A 21,653-nucleotide genomic window follows, 5' to 3' on the forward strand; every position below is an offset into this window, starting at 1 on the left:
CCGGCGGCAGGCCGCCCGTCGTGGCGCGCTGGCGGCGCGGCTGGCGCGAGGGGCGGGGTCCCGGGGACAGCCACCTCCTCCGCCGGCGCCTGGCCGGCTAGTAAGTGAACGCATGCTCGCAAACATTCGATCCTAAGGTCAATCCTCTGACCCTGTACCTGCCGAAAATTACATCCGTGCAGGTCAGGCCGCGTGTTCGTGCTCGTGCGGGACGCCTGTACCGTGCCAGAACTCGGTTTCGGGCCGTTGACCTGCGACTTCGCTGGCCGCCGCGGCTTTCGAAGGTGGTCGCCAGGGCGTTGAGGACGGGCTTCCAGCAGGTCAACCGCAATGGCCAAGTTCTGGCGCTCAACGGCCTGCTGGTGACTTGGCGTGCTACCGACACGGTTGACGGACCGTCATGGCTCCGGGCTCCCATGGCGTGCGAGGCCGGCCAGGAGGGCGTTCAGGCCGAGTTCCCACCGTCGGTTGATCGATTTCGGGCTCGTGCCCAGTCGTCGGGCGATCTCGGCGGCGGCCAGCCCCTGGGTGAGCGCGATCACGATGTGAGCGATGTCCGTCTCGTCGCCCTGCAGGACGCCGGCGTCGATGCACCGGCGGACGTGGACGACGATGAAGATCCGCACTGCGCTGCTTGCCTCCAGCTCCTCCGGTTCGGGGTCGAAATCGCTGAACGGCCGGGAGAACATCACCTGGGACAGGACGGGATTGTCGCGGACGAAGTCCCGGTAGATCAGCACGAGGCGGATCAGGTCAGCGCGGGGATCATCGGTGTCAGCCAGGAGATGTAGCTGTTGGCCGAGCAGCCGGAAGCCGGCGAAGAACATCTCCCGGACGAGGCCGCCCTTGTCCCCGAACAGCTCATATACGGCCGGGGTCGACGTGCCCGCCGCGCGCGCGACGCCCCGGGCCGTGAAGCCGGCCACACCTTCCCGCGCGAGCAGGTCGGTGGCGGCCGACAGTACCCGGTCGCGCAGTTCGGGGGTCCGTCGCTTCGGCCTCGGCACGGGGGTGATCTTAGCAAGGTAGCGAGACGTTGTTCCGGAACGACGTTACGTTATGCTTTGGCCACCAGGCCAGCGGGATGGCTGATCGCGGGGCGCGCGCAACACCGTGCATGACCCTGGCGGGCCGACCCGCGGGATCCGGAGCGCGATCTCGGGAAGGCGAAGATGACGGAGCCGCTTGACGAGTTCACCCACGCCGCCGAGGGCGACCCCGCGACGTGGGGACCGCGGCACAGCCGCACCATCACCTGGCACGGTCACGAAGCGGCAGTACGTGCTGGCGCCCACCTCTCCGGCCTGGACTACCTGACCGCGATGAAGGACGGGCGCCTGCCGGTCTCTCCGATCGGACGCCTCGTCGGTCTCGAGGCGGCCCGCGTCGACCACGGCGACGTCGTGTTCCGATGTATTCCGGACCATTCCTTCTACAACCCTCTGGGAATCATCCACGGCGGCTTCATGTGCACGCTGCTCGACGCAGCGGCAGCTTCCGCAGTGCATACAACACTCGCGGCCGGCGTCGGCTACACCACCGTGGAGATCAAAGTGAACTTCCTGCGCGCGATACGGGCAGGCGACGAAGTGCAGGCCCACGGTTGGGTGACCAGGCCGGGCTCCCGCCTGACTTTCGCCGAGGCCGACATCCGCCACACGGACGGCAAACTGATCGCCAATGCCACCACCAGCTGCCTCATCCTGCCGTCCTGAGAGCGGCGCGATCCGCGCGGTCGCGTGGATCGCGTCGTCTCACTTGTCACCGCCGGACGTGGCGGGCGTCAGTCAGGCCAAAGTCGCTCCCCGACGATCGACGCCAGCCGATCGTCTGTGATCGCTGGGGGTGCTCAATCCCGGGCAGGCCCGCCTCGGCGAGGCACAGCGGAGCCTGGCCGAGCGGTGCATCGCGGCTCAGTTGCCCGACCAGCGGTAGAGGAACTCGGGGCGGCCGGTGCCGCCGTGGCGTTGGGCGCGGTCGGCGAGATGCTGGCTGGCCAGGTGCTCGAGGTAGCGACGCGCCGTCACCCGGGAGACCTCGACGGCGGCGGCCACGTCGGCGGCGGTCAGGTTGCCGCCGTCCGTGCGCAGGTGCCGGACGACCGCGGCGAGGGTATCGGCCGAGAGCCCTTTCGGGGCCTGGGCAGCCGCCGGTTCCCGCAGCGCGGCGAAAGCCCGGTCCAGGTCTCGCTGGTCCACCGACGGCCCGGCGCCGGACATCTGGCGGCGGTAGTCGGCGTAGCGCTCGAGACGGTCCCGGAACGTGGCGAAGCTGAAGGGCTTGAGCAGGTACTGCACCACCCCGTAGGCGAGGGCGGTGCGCACGACGTCGAGGTCGCGCGCCGACGTCACCGCGATGACGTCGACCGCCGCGCCGTGGGCGCGCAGCGACCGGCACACAGCGAGGCCATTCATGTCGGGCAGGTAGAAGTCGAGGAGGACGAGGTCGACCGGGTGTTGGGCGACGAACCGCAGAGCCGCTGTCCCGCAGTCCGCGACGTCGGCGACCGCGAACCCGGGTAATCGCCGCACGAACGTCCGGTGCGCCTCGGCGAGCAGGGGATCGTCCTCGACGACAAGCGTGCGGATCGGCTCGCCGGCCACGCGCCTCACGGTCGGCCACCGGCTGGCGCGGCGGGAACGGCGGGCCTGGGTAGCCGCACGGTGAAGACCGCGCCGCCGGCCCGGTCGACCTCGTCGGCCGGGCCGGCGGCGCGGTCACGGCCGACCTCGATCCGGCCGTCGTGCCGGTGCACCACCTGCTGTACGAGGGCGAGCCCGAGGCCCCGGCCGTGCGGCGCCTCGGCGATCTTCGTCGACCAGCCGCGCCGGAAGGCTGCCTCGAGGTTCGCCTCGTCGATACCGGCGCCGGTATCGGCGACCCGGATCACCAGCCCGTCGTCGTCGGTACGGACGGAGACGGTGACCCGGCGGGGCGGCTCACCGGCCCCGGCGGCGTCGATCGCGTTGTCCACCAGGTTCCCGACCAGGGTGACCAGGGCGTGCGGCTCGGTGAAGGTGGCATGCACGGCCGTGTCGCCGCTGATGTCCAGCTCGACGCCCCGCTGATGCGCCTGGGCGGCCTTGCCGAGCAGGAGCGCGGCCAGCACCGGCTCGTCGACGGCGGCCAGCAGGCGGTCGGTGAGCACCTGCGACGCGGCGAGCTCGGCGGTGCCGAACTCGACCGCTTCCCGCTCGCGGCCGAGCTCGACCAGGGTGACGACCGTGTGCAGGCGGTTCGCGGCCTCGTGCGCCTGCGCCCGCAGCGCCTCGGTGAACCCGCGGATCGAGTCGAGTTCACCGGTCAGGGCCCTCAGCTCCGTCGTGTCCCGAAGCGTGGTGACCGTGCCCAGCACCTGACCGTCCCGGACCGTCCGCCGCTGGTTCACCGCGAGCACCGCATCGCCGGTCAGGTGTACCTCGTCGTTCGCCACCCGTCCCGAGGTGAGCAGGTCGAGCAGCGAACCGTCGAGGCTGAGGTCGTTCACCGGCCGGCCGGTGGCGTCGGGCGGTAGCTCCAGCAGGCGTACCGCCTCGTCGTTCGCCAGCAGCAGCCGGTGGTGGGTGTCGACGACGAGCAGCCCTTCATGCACCGCGTGCAGGACGGCGTCGTGATGTTCGTACATCCGCGTGATCTCTTCCGGGCCCAGTCCCCTGGTCTGCCGGCGCAGCCGGCGGCTCACCAGGATGGTGCCCCCGGCGGCGAACAGCAGGGCGACGGCCGCGGCGCCCAGCAGGACGACGAGCTTGGCACGCAACGTCCGGCTGACACGGTCCACGGTGATGCCGGCGGCCACCAGCGCGACCACGTGGCGTTGTTCGTCGAACACCGGCACGATGGCCCGCACCGAGGGCCCGAGGGTGCCGGTGTACGTCTCGGTGAACGCCCGTCCCCGCACGGCCGTCTCGATGTGGCCGAGGAACGTGTGGCCGATCTGGCTGGGGTCCGGATGTGTGTAGCGCAGCCCGCGCGGGCTCATGACGACGATGAAGTCGACGCCGGTGTCGCGCCTGGCGGCCTCGGCGCGCGGCTGTAACGCCGGGCTCGGGTCGGGCGCCCGCAGCGCCGCGAGCAGCCCGGGGGAGTCGGCGAAGCTCTGCGCGACGGCGAGTGCCCGGGTGCGGGCGTCCTGGCCCGCGGCGCGCCGGGCGTCCGCGACCAGCGCGCCGGCCGCGGCCACGGCGAGCACAACGATGACCACCACCTGGAGCACCAGGACCTGCGTCGCGACGCTGCGGCGGCCCAGCGACGGCCGTAACCGGCTTGCTTGCACCTGACCAGTGTCGTTGCTGCTCGCCGGACGTCCAGCACCGCGAGGTCCGCCGGCCGTGACCGTTATGAACGAAAGAGCGTTTTCGGCTGTGAGCGGGGTCACCGTACTCGGCATCGAAGAGACCGGTGGCGGCCAGCGGTTGCCGGCCGCCTCGCGAGGAGGACCGATGCCTGCGCCAAGACCGATGCCTCAGCCGGGAACGCCGCACACGCCGGCGGCCAGTTCACCCTCCGCCGCCAGCCCGCGCGTGGCCGCCGCCGGCCGCCGCCGGTGGTACCGGCAGCTGTATCCGTGGGTCCTGCTCGGCATCGCGGCCGGGATCGTGGTCGGCACCTTCGCCCCAGGCGTAGGCGTGGACCTGCAGCCGCTGGGCACCACGTTCGTCGACGCGATCAAAATGATCATTGCGCCAATCGTGTTCTGCGTGGTCGTCGGCGGGATCGCCCAGATCGACGACATCCGGCGGGTCGGCCGCGTCGGGCTCAAGACCCTCGGCTACTTCGAGGTCCTCACGACCGTGGCCCTGGCGCTCGGGCTGGTCGTGATGAATGTGTTCCGGCCCGGTGACGGTGTCCACGCCAACGCCGCCGAGCTCAAGGTGTCGACGACCGTCGCCGGCTACATCAGCCAGGGCCAGGAGCAGGGCTGGGGCCATTTCCTGTCCGACCTCGTGCCGAGCAGCGTGGTCGGGGCGTTCGCGGAAGGGAACGTCCTGCAGGTGCTGTTCTTCGCGGTGCTGTTCGGGATCGCGCTGAAGCTGGTCGGCTCCGCCGCCGCCCCGATCGGGGTGGCCGTCGAACGGCTCGGCAAGGTCGTCTTCCAGGTGCTGCGAATCGTCATGTACGCCGCGCCCGTCGGCGCGTTCGGGGCGATGGCCTACACGATCGGGAAGTACGGCCTGCACACCCTCACCAGCCTCGGCCAGCTGATCGCCATCTTCTACGGCACCTCGTTGTTCTTCGTCCTGGTCGTGCTCGGGGGCATCGCGAAGGCCTGCGGGATCAACATGTTCAAGCTGCTGCGCTACCTGAGGGCGGAGCTGCTGGTGGTGCTGGGCACGTCCTCGTCCGAGTCGGTGCTGCCGCAGGTCATGCGCAAACTCGAGGCCGCCGGGGCGCCCCGGCAGATCGTCGGCCTGACGGTGCCGACCGGGTACTCGTTCAACCTCGACGGCACCTGCATCTACCTGACACTGGCGTCGCTGTACGTCGCGCAGGCGCTGGACGTGCACCTGTCACTGGGGCAGCAACTCGGGATCATCGCCGTGCTGCTGCTGACATCCAAGGGCGCCGCCGGTGTCACCGGATCCGGGTTCATCGTGCTGGCCGCGACCCTGTCCACGGTGGGGACGATCCCGGTCGCCGGCATCATGCTGCTTTTCGGGATCGACAAGTTCATGTCGGAGTGCCGCGCGCTCACCAACGTCTGCGGCAACAGCCTGGCGACTCTCGTCGTCGCCCACTGGGAAGGCGTGCTGGACCGGGAGAAGCTGCGTCGGGCACTCGCCGGTGAGCCGGTCGACGGCGAGTTCGTCGACGAGCCGGCCAAGGGGGTCGGACACCCAGCCGAGCGCCCCGTGCCGGTGGCCGCGGGCCATGCCCTGCCGGTCGGTGGGGCGGGCTGAGAGCAATCAATCCGGGCTGAGCGATGTCGCCGCCGCTGGCCACCGGTCAGCGGCGGCATAGCCCCATGACCACGGCTGCCAAGGCGGACGGTCACAGATCCACACTGAATCCAGTGGTCTTCCACGGTCTAGCGAAAAACAACGGACGTCGGAGTTACTCACCCGGAGCCTCCGACGATCAAACTGGTGTGTCTAGTGGATAAAGAATTCGCATAGCCTATACCGCCGCGTGATCTTCGACCTCTGCGGCCGGACTGGACCAGCCCGCCCGTCGATTTCATTGTCAATGCCCGGGTGACCTTGCGTGACCACGGGATGTGTGCCAGAGCCGATCTTGAAACAGTCCCCGTCGGAAAGATCAGGAACGAGGCAACCGCCGCCCGACCTGAGAGACAGGCAGGTTAAACGACAAGCTAAGACTGGCGGACGGAAAGACCCCGGTCACCTGGGACGACCTTCTGGAGTTCGGCGGAGGAACGCCCGAGGCGTTGGTGGCGAGGTTGTGTCGTGCACCTGCCCGGGACGGCATCATGGCGGGGATGGAATTCGACGAGATCGCCGACGAGTTGTACGGCCTGGCGCCGGGGGAGTTCGTTGCGGCCCGGGGGGAGCGGGTCTCGGCGGCGAAGGCTGCTGGGGACCGGGCGTTGGCCGTGGCGGTGGGGAAGCTTGCTCGGCCGACGGTGGCGGCGTGGCTGGTGAACCTGTTGGTCCGTGCCGAGCCCGAACAGGTGGGCGAGCTGCTGGACCTCGGCGTGGTGTTGCGTGACGTTCAGGCGGCGGGTTCGGGTGACGAGCTGCGCCGGTTGTCGGTCCGCCGGCATGTGTTGATGGCGGCGCTGACGCGCCGCGCCGCCGATCTTGCGGTGGCGGCCGGTCAGCAGGTGTCCGACGACGCTGGTCGCGCGTTGGCTGGCACTCTTGAGGCCGCGCTCGCTGACCCGGGGGCGGCTTTGGCGGTGCGCGCGGGCCGGCTGACTCGGGCGCTGAGCTACGCAGGATTGGGGCCCGTCGAGGCCGTTTCCACCGCGCCGGCGACATCGGAGCAGGCCGGCCTGTCCGGACGCCGACGCCAGGACCGCGGGCAGCCCACCGCAGCCACCCCCACGCCCAGCCCGAAAACCGCGAGCGACACGCGACGCGAGACAGGACGGGGGCCGAGGGTACGGCCGGCCGCTGCCGACCAGGCTCACGAGCGCAAGCTGCGGACCGCCCGCGATGAGCTGGTCGAGGCCGAGCAGACACTGTCCGCCGCCCGGCAGCTGGCCGCGGACCGGGAGTCCACCGTCACCGAAGCCCGTCACGACCTTGCGGACGCTCGACACCACGTCGACGAACTGACCGCCCAACTGGAACGGGCCCGACACGCCGCGGACGCAGCGCACGCCGCCGCCGAGAACGCGGAGCGGGAACTCGCCGAGGCGACGACAGCAGCCCGCGAAGCCGACCTCCGCCGATCCGCAGCGCTGACTGCCCTTGCGCGCCTTCGCGAGCCAACGACTCCCCGGACAGGCTGAGCCCGGCTCCGCCCCCGGCTGCCCACGCCAACGCGGTGATCCAACGGGTCGGCCCGACGGCATCGCTCACGAAACCGGCAGGCGGCATAACCGAACCCGATCTCGGCCACCCGCGGATCAACTACCCGCACCCGGCGCCGTCACGAACCCGAACCGCTCTACTCCACCGAGAACCTGCTGACAGCCGAGGACGCCCTGTTCGCGTTGTACCGCCAAGTCCAGGGCACCGCCGGCGCCGCCCCCGCCTCCTCGCGGACCCGGAGCACCTCGACACGGGCTGAGACCTCGTCGCGCAACGGCGCGCGTCGGATCCGCTGACCCGCGTCACCGGTCGCCGGGCGATCGTGGACTTGTATCGTCAAATCAATTAGCTTATTGTTCTATCTTGACGATGCGGGTTGGCCGCGGGGGACGGAGGTTCTGCTCGCATGACTCCAAAGATCGTCTCGGTGGACGACCACGTCCTGGAGCCGGGTGACCTATGGACCAGCCGGCTTCCGGCCCGCTTCGCCGCGGACGCGCCCGTGCTTCGGCGCGTCCGCGGGCGCTTCGGCACCGGGCCGCGCGGCGCGTGGGAGCAGACCGACGACGGCGGCTGGGCCGACGTGTGGCACTTCGACGGGAACCAGGCAGCGATCCTGCCTGGCTTCGCCGCCGCGGGAAAGGATCAGAACTGGCTGGGCGCCCACTGGGACCCGATGCTCTACGACGACATCCGCCCGGGCTGCTTCGAGCAGTCCGCGCGGCTGGCGGACATGGACGCCAACCACACCGAGGCGTCCCTGGCCTTCCCGACGTTCCCGCGGTTCTGCGGCCAGACGTTCCACGAGTGCGCCGACCGCGAGCTGGGCCTGGCCTGTGTCCAGGTCTACAACGACTGGATGATCGACGAGTGGTGCGCTGGCGCGGGCCACGGCCGGCTCATCCCGCTGACCCTGATCCCGCTGTGGGACCCCGAGCTCGCGGCCGCCGAGGTCCGCAGGTGCGCCGCCAAGGGCTCCTACGCCATCGCTTTCTCCGAGAACCCGACCCGGCTGCGGCTGCCGAGTATCCACACCGGCCACTGGGACCCTCTCTTCGCGGCCTGCGAGGAGACCGGCACGGTGGTGAACCTGCACATCGGGTCGTCCTCGACGTTCCCGGTGACCTCTCCCGACGCGCCGCGGGCGGTGTCGTTGGCGCTCACCTACCAGGGCGCCGCACATGCCTTCTGCGACTGGCTGACCAGCGGTCTGCTGGAACGGTTCGCGACGCTGAGGGTCGCTCTGTCCGAGGGCCAGGTCGGCTGGATGCCCTACCTGCTAGAACGCCTCGACCAGGTGTGGAACGAGCGGCCGGTCTACGGCAACGTCGAGAACCTGATCACCCGGCCGCCGAGCGGCTACCTGGCCGACCGGCTCTACGGCTGCGTCTACGACGACGTGGCCGGCCTGCGGCAGCGAGACGTGATCGGCATCCGCCAGATCATGTTCGAGGTCGACTACCCGCACGGCGACTCGACCTGGCCCCACTCGCTCGCTGTCCTGGAGAAGACGGTGGCCGAGGCGGGCCTGTCCGACGAGGAGACCTGGCTGCTGGCGCGAGGAAACGCGATCCGCTGCTACGGCCTGGAGCGCTTCGGCATCACCGACGGGCGTGACGTTGACGGGCCCGAGCCTGCCGTCGGTCACCCCGACGAGGGCGTGGCCGTTCGCTGACCGCCGTTGAGTGAGCCGTGTCGGCGCGGTACGAGCCGTGCCCACGCGCCCACACGCCCGCGCGGGAGACCAGCGGGAGCGCACATCACCGCTCCTGCTCATGTGCCGGCGCGGCGGTCGCTACGCCGGGGCGGCCGCCGCGTCTTGCCTTACTGCACGCATGCCGCTGACCCATGTGGTGGCTGACTGTTCCGGGGTCGGGAGCCCGCCCGTATCGCAACATCGTTTAAAAAGATAAATCATCTGTCTGATGTCTTGCCAGGTGATCGCAGGGCCCCTACCGTTCCCTCGCACCAGCTCACGGGTCGTCGAGACGCCGGGCTGGGTCGGGGGAGCGGCGCGGGGTCGCGCTGGCCAGAGGAGGCTGGGTAACAGTGAGGTACGGGAAATTAGGCGCCTGGGCCCGGCTGGCGGTTGTCGCCGTCGGTGCTACCACCCTGCTCGCCGCGTGTGGCGGGTCCGACGATCCAAAGGGTGCCCCGACGAGCGAGACGACGGCACCCGCACCCACCGGGTCGCCGATCAACATCGGCGTCATCGGTTCGCTCACCGGGGCGCAGGCAAGCTCCAGCAACCAGGGCGCGACCGTCGGCCCTGCCTGGGAGCGCTACATCAACGAGCAGCTGGGGGGCATCAACGGCCATCCGGTGAAGATCTTCGTTGAGGACGACAAGGGCGACCCCGCGCAGGCCCAGGCGGCAGCCCGGCGACTGGTCGACGACAAGGTGGTCGCGATCGTCGTGTCGTCCGACAACGAGGTCAGCGCCTTCGACGACGCCGTCATCGCCGCCGGGATCCCTCTGGTCAGCGGCACCGCCAACGCGACCGACTGGTACACCAAGGCCGGCATGTACCCGACCGTGACCGACGTGCTGTCCGGTCTGAGCGACCAGGTCTTCGTCGCCAAGAAGTACGGGAAGGCGACCAAGTTCGCGGACCTGTACTGCAGCGAGGTCGCGGCCTGCCAGCAGGCGAACGCGCCGCTGGAGGCCGCCGCCGGCAAGGCGGGCATCGGCTTCACCTCCCTGGCAATCAGCTCCACCGCCACGAGCTACACCGCGGAATGCCTGAAGCTCCAGCAGGAGAAGGTGGACTACGCCCAGCTGAACTTCACCACCGCCGCGGCGTCCAAGTTCGTCCAGGACTGCCAGCAGCAGGGCTACAACCCGACCTTCGGCACCTCTGCCCAGGCCGTCGGCGCGGACCTGCTCGACATCCCCGACTTCACCGCGTTCGGACCGGCCTACGCCTTCCCGTCGCCGTTGAGCGCTCCGGCGGCGACCGCCTTCGTCGCGGCGATGAAGCGGTTCGCGAAGGGTGACAACTGGGCCGAGGGCACCGGCTCCTACACCTGGAGCGGTCTTGAGGCCGTCCACAAGGCACTCGCGTCGGCTGGCGCGACCGTGGCCGCCAAGGACGTCACCGCCGGTCTGAACACGTTCAACGGCGAGACCCTTGGCGGGCTTCTCGCCAACCCGGTGACCTTCACCGCCGGCAAGCCCGTCAGCTTCGGCGCGCACCCGTGCGCCTTCGTCATCGGCATCGCGGACGGCAAGGCGGCCGCACCCGCCGGTGTCGAGACCGTCTGCGCCAACGCCAGCAGCTGATCCCGACGAGCAGTCCGGGGGAGGGCGGGGGCTGTCGCGCCGGCCCTCCCTCCGGGCGTTCGCTCGCGAGAGGTGATTCCCGTGAACGCGTTCTTACCGTTCATCATCAGCGGTATAGCCACCGGCTCCGTCTACGGGCTCGCCGGCACCGGCCTTGTCCTGACGTACAAGACGTCGGGAATCTTCAACTTCGGCTACGGCGCCCTGGCGACCGCCGCCGCCTACCTCTTCTACTGGCTGCACCTGGACCTCGGCCTCGGCGTCTGGCCGGCCCTGGTGGTGTCCGTCGTCGTCGCCGGGCCCGTCCTCGGGCTGGGCATGGAGCGGATCGCGCGCGGTCTCGCGTCGCGGGGCACCGCCATGAAGATCGTCGGGACGGTGGGTCTGATCCTCGTCGTCCAGGGCCTGGCGACCGTCTGGCGAGGCGCCGACACGGTCCGGGTGCGGCACTTCCTGCCGATGGCCAGTCGCAGTTTCCGGGTGGGCGGGGTCAACGTCCAGTACCCGCAGCTGTGGGTCACCCTCGTGGCGATCATTGCCGTGGCCCTGCTGTTCGCGGTCTTCCGCTGGTCGCGGACGGGCCTCGCGATGCGCGCGGTCGTCGACGACCCGGACCTGCTCTCGATGCAGGCCACGAGCCCCGTCCGGGTCCGGCGGATCTCATGGGCGGTCGGCACCACGTTCGCCGCGCTGTCCGGCGTCCTCGTCCTGCCCTTCATCGGCCTCAACGCGATCAGCCTGACGTTCCTGGTGGTCCAGGCGTTCGGCGCCGCCGCCATCGGCGGCTTCGCCAACATCCCGCTCACGTTCGTCGGCGGCCTGCTCCTCGGCGTCGGCTCCGACCTTTCGAAGAAGTACATCCTCGACGTGAGCTGGCTGTCCGGGCTGCCCGCCAGCCTGCCGTTCATCGTCCTGTTCGTCGTCCTCCTGGTCACTCCTAAGAACAGGCTCGCGGGGAGTCCGGCCGCCGAGGCACGACCGCGGCTGCGGTATCACGCGCCGGCTCCGGTCCGGGCCGGCACCGCGGCCGTCGTCGTCGCGGTGCTGGCGCTCGTCCCACTGGTCGTCGGCGCGGACAAGCTCGGGTTCTACACCATCGGGCTGACCCAGATGGTCATCGTCCTTGCGCTGGGTCTGCTCGTGCGCACCTCCGGCCAGGTATCGCTGTGTCAGTCCGTCTTCGCGGCGATCGGCGCGGTCGCGTTCTCCCAGTTCGCCGTCGGTCACGGGATTCCCTGGCTGGTGGCGGTGCTTCTTGGTGCCCTGGTCGCGGTGCCCGTCGGCGCGATCGTCGCGATCCCGGCGATCCGGCTGTCCGGCCTGTTCCTCGCTCTGGCGACGTTCGGCTTCGGGATCCTCGTCGAACGGCTGCTGTACGCGCGTGGGTTCATGTTCACCGTTCTGCAGAACGGCCGCTCGATGCCCCGGCCGTCGCTGGCGACGGGGGACCGGGCCTACTACTACGTCGTGCTGGCGTTCGTCGTCGTCACGGCGCTCGCCATGGTGGCGCTGCACGCCTCCCGGCTGGGGCGCATGCTGCGCGGCCTGGCGGAGGCCCCGATCGCGGTGATGACCATGGGCTTGTCGACGAACACCACCCGGGTCATCGTCTTCTGCATCTCCGCGTTCTTCGCGGCCATCGGCGGCATCCTGTACGGCGGGTCCGTGCACTTCGCGGTCTCCGGCGACACGAACTACACGGCCTTCTACTCGCTGGTCCTGGTGGCGGTGCTCGCGCTGGCCCCGTTCGGCGAGCCGTGGTATGCGATCTTCATCGGCATCACGTCGGCGATCCCGGCCTACGTCACCGGCGCCGACACCACCAGCTGGCTCAACGTCATCTTCGGGTTCTTCGCCGTCCAGATCGCGGTCCAGGGCGGCCACCCGGCGATGCCGGAACGGCTACGGGCCCTGCTCGACCGGTTTGGCCGGCCCGCGCCGGCGCTGGCCGGACCAGCGCCGGCGGCCGCCGCGGCGACCGTTCGGGAGCCCGTCGCCCCTGCCCGCGACCAGGACGCCGCGCCGCGGACCGGGCTCGAGGTGACCGGTCTCGGAGTCCGGTTCGGCGGGCTGGTCGCCGTCGACGGTCTGTCCTTCTCGGCACCGCTGGGCCGCATCACCGGCCTGATCGGCCCGAACGGCGCGGGGAAGACGACCACGTTCGACGCCTGCAGCGGGCTCAACCGCCGGGCTTCCGGCCGGATCAGCCTGCATGGCCAGGACATCACGGGCGTCGGCCCGGCTGCCCGCGGCCGCGCCGGCCTCGGCCGCACCTTCCAGCGGATGCAGCTCGGTGACTCCCTCACCGTCGCCGACAACGTCGCTCTCGGCCGGGAGGCCAGCCTGGCCGGCGGCCACGTCTGGGCCCAGGTGGCGGCGACTCCGCGCCAGCGCCGCGAGAGCCGGGACGCCGCCCTCGCCGCGCTCGACCTGTGCGGCATCGCCGATCTGGCCGATCAGCAGGCCGGGGCGCTGTCCACCGGGCAGCGCCGCCTCGTCGAGCTCGCCCGTGGTCTTGCCGGCCCGTTCGACGTCCTGCTTCTCGACGAGCCCTCCTCCGGCCTCGACCACGCCGAGACGGCGGCGTTCGACGAAGTCCTGCGCAGGGTGGTCGCCGAACGGGGCTGCGGGATCCTCCTCGTCGAGCACGACATGTCCCTCGTCCTCACGATCTGCGAGTACGTCTACGTCCTGGACTTCGGTCGGCTGCTGTTCGAGGGGGAGCCGGCGGCGGTGGCCGCGAGCCCGCTCGTGCAGGCCGCCTACCTCGGATCCGACGCGGTCGCGCAGGGTGCGCCGGCCCTGTCGGCCGTCGCCGAACGGGAGAACGCATGAGCACCGCGAGCCCCGAGGTCGTCTCCGTGGGTGGCCAGGACCCGGCAGAGCCGTCGCGGCTCGAACCGGCCTTGGTCGTGAGCGGCCTGACGAGCGGTTACGACCGGACCACCGTGCTGCGCGACGTGTCGCTGACCGTGCCGGCCGGCGAGGTGACGGCGCTCATCGGCCCGAACGGCGCGGGCAAGAGCACGCTGCTGCGCGCGGTGTGCGGGTTCCTGCCGGCGAGCCGCGGCACGGTCACCCTGCTGGGCCGGGACGTGACGACGCTGGCCACGCACCGTCGGTTCGCCGCCGGCCTGTGCCACGTGCCCGAAGGCAGGGGCGTCTTCCGCTCCCTGTCGGTCCGCGAGAACCTGCGGATGCAGGCGCCTCGCGGCCAGGAGGCCGCCGCCGTGGAGCGCGCGGTCGGGGCGTTCCCGGTGCTCGGCCGCCGGCTGGGGCAGACCGCCGGCACCCTCAGCGGTGGCGAGCAGCAGATGCTCGCCCTGGTGAGCGCCTACGTGCGCGACCCACGGCTGGTGCTCGTCGACGAGGCTTCGCTTGGCCTTGCGCCCAAGGTCGTCGACGAGGTGTTCGCGTTCCTGGCGACGCTGCCCGCGGCCGGCGCCGCGCTGCTGGTGGTCGACCAGTTCGTCACCAAGGCACTGGGGCTCGCGACCACCGCCTATCTCCTGCGCCGCGGCCAGGTCGTCTACGCCGGGCCGGCCGCCGCGCTTGGCGACGCGGACCTTTTCCAGCACTACTCGGGTTCCTGAGCGGGCCGCGGCGGGACCCGGCCGGCGCCGGTCCCGCCGAGCCGGGCTCGCAGGGAGGAAGGAGGCAGGCAATGGGGGAACGTCTCACCGGCCGCGTCGCGATCGTCACCGGTGCCGGTTCCGGTATTGGCAGAGCGACCGCGCTGCGGTTCGCGGCCGAGGGCGCGCACGTCGTCGTCAACGACCTGGCGGCCGACCGCGCGCAGGAGACCGTGGCGCTGGTCGCCAAGGAGGGCGGCAGCGCCCACGCCCACCCGGGCGACGTCACCGGGGCCGGGTTCGTCGCGGCGCTCGTCGACGCGACGGTCGCCGACTCCGGCCGGCTCGACGTCTTCCACAGCAACGCCGGCAATGGCCTGGCGCAGGGGCCGCTGCTGTCGGTCGCCGACGAGGGCTGGCGCGCCGACCTGGAGCTCAACCTGACCGCGATGTTCGTCTGCGTCCGGGAGGCGCTGCGGGTCATGGTTCCGGCCGGCCGTGGCTCGATCATCTGCACGTCGTCGGCCGCCGGGGTGGGCGCCGTCCCCGGGACCGGGCCGTACGGGTCGGCGAAGGCGGGGATCCTCGCCCTCGTCCGCTCCGCCGCCGTCGAGTACGGCGCGTACGGGGTTCGGGTCAACGCGATCGTGCCGGGGTCGGTGCAGACCCCGGCGTTCCGGCACTGGGTCGGCACCGAGGAGCGGCTCGCGGCCTACGGGCGGCAGATACCGCTTGGCCGGATGGCCCAGCCGGAAGACATCGCCGACGCCGCGCTCTGGCTGGCCTCCGACGAGTCGTCCTACGTCACCGGCGTCGCCCTTCCGGTGGACGGCGGCGCCACCGCCGCCCTGCACCAGCCTCATCTGGACTGACGGGCCATCGCCGTGGCGGTCGGCGTGGGCCGGCCACCGCGCTCGGTCCGCTACGGTGGACATCCGTTGACCCTGGCGGTTCCCACCTTCCGCGCGGCCGCGGCGTCCGATCGGCGTCGGGACGCGCACGCCGGACGTTGCGCGCGGCCAGGGTCTCGCGAGGCGGACTCGGGGGTGACTGGTGGTCGACGATCCGGCCGGCTCCAGGCTCGTCGACCGGCAGCGCCGCTTCGCGGAGAGCCAGATCGAGGACGCCGCGATGGCGCTCTTCGTCGAGCGCGGCTTCGACGCGGTGACCGTCCAGGAGATCGCGGAAGCGGCGGGGACGTCGTCGCGGACCTTCTTCCGCTACTTCCCGACGAAGGTGGACGTCGTCCGTGGCTTCCACCGTCGGCTGCTGGACCGGCTGATCCGCGCCGCCCTGGCGCGTCCGGCCGACGAGGACGGGGTGCGCGCGCTGCGGGCGGCCTTCCTGCGGACCGCTGAGATGGGCCCGGCCCAGGTCGAGCGTGTGCTGCGGATCGGCCAGGTTCTCACCGGCAGCGCCGGCGCCGCCGCCCGTGACATCGCCTACGAGACCCGCTGCGCCGATGAGCTTGCCACGTTCGTCGGGAGCCGTCTGCCCGGCGAGGCCGAGGGCGGGGTGACGTCCCGGGTCGTGGCGGTCAGCATGCTGGCCACCGCGCAGGCCGTCTTCGCCAGCTGGCTCGCGGCACACGGTGAGCGGAGCCTGACCACGCTGCTGACCGAGGCGTTCGACGTCCTCGACGCCGGGTTCGGATCGACGCGCCACCCCAGCGCGGCCGCGTCGCGACGGCCCCTGTAGCGACCCGGCACCGACGGCACTCGTCTGGCGCGCCCGGCCACCTTCGGCACGCGTCACCGTCGCGACCGGGAACGGTTGGACGCCTGCGCCCCAAGCCCGAGAGAAGGCTATTATTTAGCTAACTAATTGTGCGATGTTGGGGGCTATCGTGATGGAGGCGAATCCGGCTCCAGCGGCGCTCGACGGGTGGTTCCGGCCACTGGCCCGCGTCCGGGTGCTCGACACCGGCCGTTGGGTAGCGGCGCCGTGGTGCGCGCAGGTGTTGTCCTGGCTGGGCGCGGACGTGTCGCGGCTCGAACCGCCGGGCGGCGACCCGCTGCTGGCCCTCGCCGACGGCCCGGTGTCCTCGGCGCGCTGCCTGTACGACGACGCCAACCGCGGCAAGCGCGTCCGCACGGCGCGTACCCCGCAGGAGTACGCGGAGTCGCTGCGGGCGGGCGCCGCCGCCGCCGACGTGCTCGTCGACGACCACACCCCGGCCGAGCTCGCCGCGCTCGGCGTCGACCTGGCCGAGCTGACCCGGCGGTACCCGGCGCTGGTGGTCGTCTCGGTCACCGGCCATGGCCTTACCGGCGCCACCGCGGATCGTCCGGCCTGCGAGCTGACCGCCTACCACGCCGGCGGCGAGGGCGCGACGCTGCCGAGCGAGAACGTCTACCGGCTGTTCCCCGACCGTCCGCCGGTTCGGGCCGGCCGCTTCCTCGCCGACCACGACGCGGGTCTCACCGCCGCGGTCGGCGCTCTCGCCGCCCTCGTCGGCCGGCGGCGCCGAGGCACCGGCGACGTCGTCGAGGTCGCCGGCGACCAGGTCGAGCGAGGCCTCAACCGCACGACGCTGTCCCGGGCCTGGTTCGAGGGCCGCGACTACGACCGGACCTACCGTGGCTACGACTACGCCGGCGCGCTGCGCTGCCTCGACGGCTGGGTCGCGATCCGCCCGGTCGAGGAGCGGCACTGGCGTTCCTTCTGCCAGGTCCTCGGCCGGCCCGACCTGGCCGGCGACCCGCGGTTCGCCGACCGTGGCCGCCGCTACGACAACGCCACAGCGCTCACCGGGGAGCTGGAGTCGTGGACGTCGACGGTGACCCGCGACGCGGTCCGGCGCGTCCTGCTGGAAGCCGGCTGTCCCGGCGGCCCGTTCCTCGAGCCCGCCGAGCTCGCCGCCGACCCGGCGATCGCCTCCCGTCACCTGCTCGGGCCGGTCGCCGGCGGCGGGGTGGCGCCCGTGCGGTCCTTCCTCGTCCGGCCCGTTGAAAAGCGGTTCGCCGGGGCGGAGACGCAGGCCACCCCACCTGCGCCGGCGGTCTCGCGGGCGGCGGACCCGCGGGCGCTGGCGGCCGGGCAGCTGCCGCTGAGCGGGCTGCGGGTCGTCGACCTGACCTGGGTCGCCGCCGGTCCGTACGCCACCGAGTTGCTGGCGTTCCTCGGCGCCGACGTCGTACGGGTCGAGTCCCCGACGGCACCGGACCTGTTCCGTCGGGACATGGCCAACGCGGGAGCCGATCTCGACTCGTCGATCCGGTTCATGGACCTCAACCAGGCCAAGAGCTCGGTGCTCGCCGACCTCAAGTCGCCCGCTGGCCGGGAGCGCGTTCTGCGTCTCGTCGAGGCGGCCGACGTGCTGGTCGAGAACTACCGGCCGGGCGTGCGCGACCGGCTCGGCCTGGGCGACGAGGTGCTGCACGCCCGCCGGCCCGACCTGGTCGTCCTGTCACTGTCCGGCTTCGGCACGGACGCTCTGGACGCCGACCGGCCGGGCTACGCCTCCGTGTTCAACGCCGAGGGCGGCCTCGGCGCCATGACCGGGTATCCGGACGCACCACCATCGGACATTCGCGACACCAACGACCTGCGCGCGGGCACCAACGGTGCGCTCGGCATCCTCGCCGGCCTGCTGCACGCCTGGGACGGCGGCGGTGGGGTCACCGTCGACGCGGCGGCCCGAGACGCACTGGTCGTGCTGCAGGGTCACCTGGTACTGGCGGCCTCCCGGGGCGGCCGCCCGCTGCGCGCCGGCAACACGGTCGACTTCGCCGCCCCCTACGACTGCTTCCCGACGCTGGACCGCAGGTGGGTGGCGGTGGGTGTCCGCACCGACGACGAATGGGCCGCCCTCGCGGGCCTGCTCGGCCCGGCCGCGGCCGAACCGGCCCTGCGCACGTCGAGAGCCCGCGTGGCGCGCAGGGCCGAGGTCGACGCCCTGGTCGCCGCCTACACCAGCCGCCACGACGCGGCGTCGCTCGTCGCCCGGATGGCGGCGGCCGCGGTGCCGGCGGGCCTGTCAGCGGCCGCGAGCGACCTTGCCGCGGACCACGGTCTCGTGGCCCGAGGCGCGCTGCGCCTGGTCGAGCACCCGCGGCTGGGCCGGCTCACCCTGGTCGGTTCGCCGTTCCGGCTGCTCTCCTGCCCGGACCCCGACTACCCGCGGCCGCCGCTGCTCGGTGAGCACACGGAGAAGATCGAGCAGCGGTGGGGCGTCACGTCCCGGGTCGCGGCCCCCTGACGGCGCGGAGCGACCTCCCACAGGCCGCGACGGGCTCGTGGAGGGTCAGGTCAGCAGCAGGTCGAGCGCCGTCTCGGCGGGCAGGTCCTCCAGCAGGAACGCGGCCACCGTCGTCAGGTGGCGGTTCCAGTAGGCCTCGACCTCGGCCGGCTCGCCGCCGTCCTTGAGGATCTCGACGAGCCGGACGTGGCTGCGGTGCGTCCGCGCCCGTTGCGCCTCCGAGTCGGCCTTGCGCCGGTGGACCTCGCTCGACGACGCGACCGCCGCCTCGACGATGTTGTAGAGCATCTGGACCAGCAGGCTGAGCGTGTCGCTGCCAGTCAGCTCGACGACGCCCAGGTGGAACGCCTCGTCGGCGGCGAGGAACTCGTCGTCCTGGCCGGCGCCCAGCGCCGCCGCCTCCGTGCCGAGCAGCTCCTCGAGCCGCGCCACGGCCGCGTCCCGACGCGCGCCGGCCAGCATGCCGGCCGCCTTGGACTCCAGCAGCGCGCGGACCGCGTACACGTCGGTGAGCGTGGCCCGCCGGTGCTGCAGGATCGCCCCGGCATAGCGGGAGGCCGCCGCCGTGTCCGGCACCTGTACCCGCGCCCCGCCGTTGGCGCCCCTGCGGACCTCGATGAGCCGTTCGGCCTCCAGGATCCGGAACGCCTCACGCATCGTCGGCTTCGACACCCCGAACTGGGTCGACAGGACGGTCTCGCTCGGCAGCACCGCGCCAGGTTCCAGGGTGCCGCGGATGATCTGCTGTCGCAGCTGGCCCGCGATGAGCTCGCCGGCCTTGGGAGCCCGGACTCGGCTGGGATTCGGCACGCCGTCCTCCGATCGCCTGGCCACCCGCGGGCGCGGCCGGTGGGACGGCCTGTTTCTCTAAATGAGATGTACAAGTAGAAGTCTATCCGCACGCTGGGCCACCACTGGGGCGGCGTCCCGGCATCTCGGGTCCGCGAGGGTGTCCACCAGATCGGTTCGCCTCCGGTGGGCGCTCGGCGGGTGATCCGCAGGCTGACGGGCGTACCCGCAGCTAGATGCCGACCCGCTGGGCCAACAGCTCCCGGTGGTAGGTCGGGTCGCCGAACAGCAACTGGGAGCTCTTCGCCCGTTTGAAGTACAGGTGGGCGGGGTGCTCCCAGGTGAAACCGATGCCGCCGTGGATCTGGATGTTCTCACCCGCGCAGCGGAAGTAGGCGTCGGAGCAGAAGGTCTTTGCGACGCAGGCGACGGCGGGAAGCTCCTCGTTCAGCTCGCCGGCGGCCCACAGGCCGTAGTAGGCCGCCGACCGGGCAGACTCGAGATCGACGAGCATGTCGGCGCACTTGTGCTTGATGGCCTGGAACGAGCCGATCGGGCGGCCGAACTGAACGCGGACCTTCGCGTAGTCGACGGCCATCTCCAGTACCCGGGCGGCGCCGCCGACCTGCTCCGCGGCCAGCCCCACGGCGGCGAGGTCGAGAACCCGTGACAGCACCGGCCAGCCGGCGCCCTCGGCGCCGAGCAGCCGCGCCGGCGTCTCGTCGAAATCGAGCCGCGCCTGCCTGCGGGTCATGTCCATCGTGGGCAGCGCCTGGCGGCGCAGGCCCGGCGCGTCGCCGGCCACGGTGAACAGGCTGACGCCAGCACCGGTCCGGGCGGCGACGACGATGAGGTCGGCGGTGTGGCCGTCCAGGACGTAGGTCTTGGACCCGGACAGCGACCAGCCGCCGTCGCGGGGACGTGCGGACGTCGTGACGCCGCCCTCGTCCCAGCGGCCCGAGTCCTCGGTGAGCGCCAGGGTGCCACGCAGGGAGCCCGAGGCCAGGCCTGGCAGGTAGTCCTTCTTCGCGGCGTCGTCGTCGGCGAGCAGCACCGCCGAGGTCGCCAGCACCACGCTGGACAGGTAAGGCGCGCACAGCAGTGCCCGGCCGGCCTCCTCCAGCACGATGCCGATCTCGACGAAGCCGTAGCCCGCGCCGCCGAACTCCTCCGGCACGGCGAGGCCGAGCAGGCCGAGCTCGCCGAGCTGCGCCCAGACGGCCGGGTCGAATCCGGTCTCGGTCTCCATCAGGCGGCGGACCTCGGTCTCCGGCGAGGCGTCGCCCAGCAGGTCACGGACCATCTGGCGCAGCTGGTCATGCTCCTCGCTGAACGCGAAGTTCACGGGTTCTCCTCCGCCGTCAGTCGGCCACGGGCGTGCTGGCCTCAGCCCAGGCACCTCATTATGCTTAGTCTAGATAGATAAGTTAACTGATTGACTCGTGATCTGGGAGGGTTGCCCGTGGGCATGCTCGACGGCAGGGTGGCGATCGTGACCGGCGGCGGGCGCGGCCTCGGCCGGGCGCACTGCCTGGCACTGGCGGCGGCCGGCGCGACGGTCGTGGTCAACGACCTCGGGGCCGGCCTGCACGGCGAGGAGACACCTGAGTCCCCGGCCCAGGAGGTCGCCGCCGAGATCTCCGCGGGCGGCGGGCGAGCTGTCGCCGATCACGGCTCGGTCGTCGACTGGGCCGCGACCGAGGCGCTGGTCGAGCGCACCGTCAAGGAGTTCGGCCGCCTCGACGTCGTCGTCAACAACGCCGGCATCATCCGCGACCGGATGCTGTTCGCGACGACCGAGGCCGACTTCGACGCTGTCATCGCGGTCCACCTCAAGGGCTCGTTCGCGCTCACCCGGCACGCCTGCGCCTACTGGCGGGCCACCGCCAAGCGGGGCGAGCCGGTCAGCGGCCGGATCATCAACACCACCTCCGGCACCGGCCTGTTCGGCACGGTCGGCCAGGCCAACTACGGCGCGGCCAAGGCCGGCATCGTCAGCCTCACCACCATCGCCGCGATGGAGATGCGCCGCTACGGCGTCACGGCCAACGCGATCTCCCCGCTGGCCGCGACCCGGATGACCGCCGGCATCGCGCTCGGCGCCGAGGCGGCGGACGGCGGCTTCGACCCGCGCGCCCCGGAGAACGCCTCCGGCGTCGTCGTCTACCTCGCCTCGGAGGCCGCGGCCTGGGTCACCGGCCAGGTGTTCCGCGTCGACGGCAACCGGGTGCAGCGCCTGCGCGGCTGGGCCGTCGCCGGCGAGTACGTCGGCACCGCGGGCGGCGCGGTGAGCGCGCAGGAGCTGGTCGACGGGCTGCCGCCCGTTCTCGGCGTCGCCCCGACGGGGCGGGTCGCGCTCGCGTGACGCGCGCG

General features: G+C 71.8%; 16 protein-coding genes. 11 read left to right on the plus strand and 5 right to left on the minus strand.

Features of this window, described 5'->3' with window-relative positions:
- Positions 1–398: 398 nt before the first annotated feature.
- Positions 399–1,007: a TetR/AcrR family transcriptional regulator gene (locus FRCN3DRAFT_RS0214170; protein WP_007507394.1), complete on the minus strand. Its 609-nt coding sequence runs from the start codon at positions 1,005–1,007 to the stop codon at positions 399–401.
- Between the two features lie 165 nt (positions 1,008–1,172).
- Between FRCN3DRAFT_RS0214170 and FRCN3DRAFT_RS0214175 the strand changes: the two genes are divergently transcribed.
- Positions 1,173–1,715, plus strand: coding sequence for a PaaI family thioesterase (locus tag FRCN3DRAFT_RS0214175; RefSeq protein ID WP_007507393.1), 543 nt, complete (start codon positions 1,173–1,175; stop codon positions 1,713–1,715).
- Positions 1,716–1,913: 198 nt separating this feature from the next.
- Here FRCN3DRAFT_RS0214175 and FRCN3DRAFT_RS0214180 read toward each other — a convergent pair whose 3' ends face one another.
- Positions 1,914–2,612: a response regulator gene (locus FRCN3DRAFT_RS0214180; protein WP_007507392.1), complete on the minus strand. Its 699-nt coding sequence runs from the start codon at positions 2,610–2,612 to the stop codon at positions 1,914–1,916.
- The gene (locus tag FRCN3DRAFT_RS0214185; protein WP_051466257.1) at positions 2,609–4,273 is read right to left on the minus strand and encodes a sensor histidine kinase; all 1,665 of its coding nucleotides are present in this window, start codon (positions 4,271–4,273) and stop codon (positions 2,609–2,611) included. The genes FRCN3DRAFT_RS0214180 and FRCN3DRAFT_RS0214185 overlap by 4 nt, the downstream gene beginning before the upstream one ends.
- A 166-nt stretch (positions 4,274–4,439) precedes the next feature.
- On the opposite strand from FRCN3DRAFT_RS0214185, the gene dctA reads away from it, so the two are divergent.
- The 9 genes from dctA to FRCN3DRAFT_RS0214235 all read left to right on the plus strand — a co-directional run bounded on the left by dctA (position 4,440) and on the right by FRCN3DRAFT_RS0214235 (position 18,491).
- Positions 4,440–5,897, plus strand: a complete 1,458-nt coding sequence (gene dctA / locus FRCN3DRAFT_RS0214190; protein ID WP_007507389.1) for a C4-dicarboxylate transporter DctA — start codon at positions 4,440–4,442, stop codon at positions 5,895–5,897.
- Between the two features lie 539 nt (positions 5,898–6,436).
- On the plus strand, positions 6,437–7,414 hold the full coding sequence (locus FRCN3DRAFT_RS44465; protein ID WP_131803638.1) for a hypothetical protein: 978 nt from the start codon (positions 6,437–6,439) through the stop codon (positions 7,412–7,414).
- Between the two features lie 428 nt (positions 7,415–7,842).
- Positions 7,843–9,111: an amidohydrolase family protein gene (locus tag FRCN3DRAFT_RS44470; protein ID WP_007507386.1), complete on the plus strand. Its 1,269-nt coding sequence runs from the start codon at positions 7,843–7,845 to the stop codon at positions 9,109–9,111.
- 374 nt (positions 9,112–9,485) lie between these two features.
- Positions 9,486–10,718, plus strand: coding sequence for an ABC transporter substrate-binding protein (locus FRCN3DRAFT_RS0214210; RefSeq protein WP_007507385.1), 1,233 nt, complete (start codon positions 9,486–9,488; stop codon positions 10,716–10,718).
- Between the two features lie 81 nt (positions 10,719–10,799).
- Complete coding sequence (locus tag FRCN3DRAFT_RS0214215) at positions 10,800–13,553, plus strand: branched-chain amino acid ABC transporter permease/ATP-binding protein (RefSeq protein ID WP_007507383.1); 2,754 nt, start codon at positions 10,800–10,802, stop codon at positions 13,551–13,553.
- Positions 13,550–14,311: an ABC transporter ATP-binding protein gene (locus FRCN3DRAFT_RS0214220; protein WP_007507381.1), complete on the plus strand. Its 762-nt coding sequence runs from the start codon at positions 13,550–13,552 to the stop codon at positions 14,309–14,311. The genes FRCN3DRAFT_RS0214215 and FRCN3DRAFT_RS0214220 overlap by 4 nt, the downstream gene beginning before the upstream one ends.
- A gap of 71 nt (positions 14,312–14,382) precedes the next feature.
- Entirely contained in the window at positions 14,383–15,162 is a 780-nt protein-coding gene (locus FRCN3DRAFT_RS0214225; RefSeq protein WP_007507379.1) for an SDR family NAD(P)-dependent oxidoreductase, read from the plus strand.
- Positions 15,163–15,343: 181 nt separating this feature from the next.
- Positions 15,344–15,988 (plus strand): TetR family transcriptional regulator, encoded by a 645-nt coding sequence (locus FRCN3DRAFT_RS44475; RefSeq protein WP_007507377.1) that lies wholly within the window; start codon positions 15,344–15,346, stop codon positions 15,986–15,988.
- 133 nt (positions 15,989–16,121) lie between these two features.
- The gene (locus FRCN3DRAFT_RS0214235) at positions 16,122–18,491 is read left to right on the plus strand and encodes a CaiB/BaiF CoA-transferase family protein (RefSeq protein ID WP_083401913.1); all 2,370 of its coding nucleotides are present in this window, start codon (positions 16,122–16,124) and stop codon (positions 18,489–18,491) included.
- A 45-nt stretch (positions 18,492–18,536) separates the two neighbouring features.
- On the opposite strand, the gene FRCN3DRAFT_RS0214240 is transcribed toward FRCN3DRAFT_RS0214235, so the two are convergent.
- On the minus strand, positions 18,537–19,301 hold the full coding sequence (locus FRCN3DRAFT_RS0214240) for a FadR/GntR family transcriptional regulator (protein WP_007507373.1): 765 nt from the start codon (positions 19,299–19,301) through the stop codon (positions 18,537–18,539).
- A gap of 211 nt (positions 19,302–19,512) precedes the next feature.
- Positions 19,513–20,625, minus strand: coding sequence for an acyl-CoA dehydrogenase family protein (locus tag FRCN3DRAFT_RS0214245; RefSeq protein ID WP_007507371.1), 1,113 nt, complete (start codon positions 20,623–20,625; stop codon positions 19,513–19,515).
- A gap of 123 nt (positions 20,626–20,748) precedes the next feature.
- On the opposite strand from FRCN3DRAFT_RS0214245, the gene FRCN3DRAFT_RS0214250 reads away from it, so the two are divergent.
- Positions 20,749–21,645, plus strand: coding sequence for an SDR family NAD(P)-dependent oxidoreductase (locus FRCN3DRAFT_RS0214250; protein ID WP_035927876.1), 897 nt, complete (start codon positions 20,749–20,751; stop codon positions 21,643–21,645).
- Positions 21,646–21,653: the final 8 nt, after the last annotated feature.

Origin of the sequence: Pseudofrankia saprophytica (genome assembly GCF_000235425.2) — a bacterium.
In the GTDB taxonomy this organism is placed as follows: domain Bacteria; phylum Actinomycetota; class Actinomycetes; order Frankiales; family Frankiaceae; genus Pseudofrankia; species Pseudofrankia saprophytica.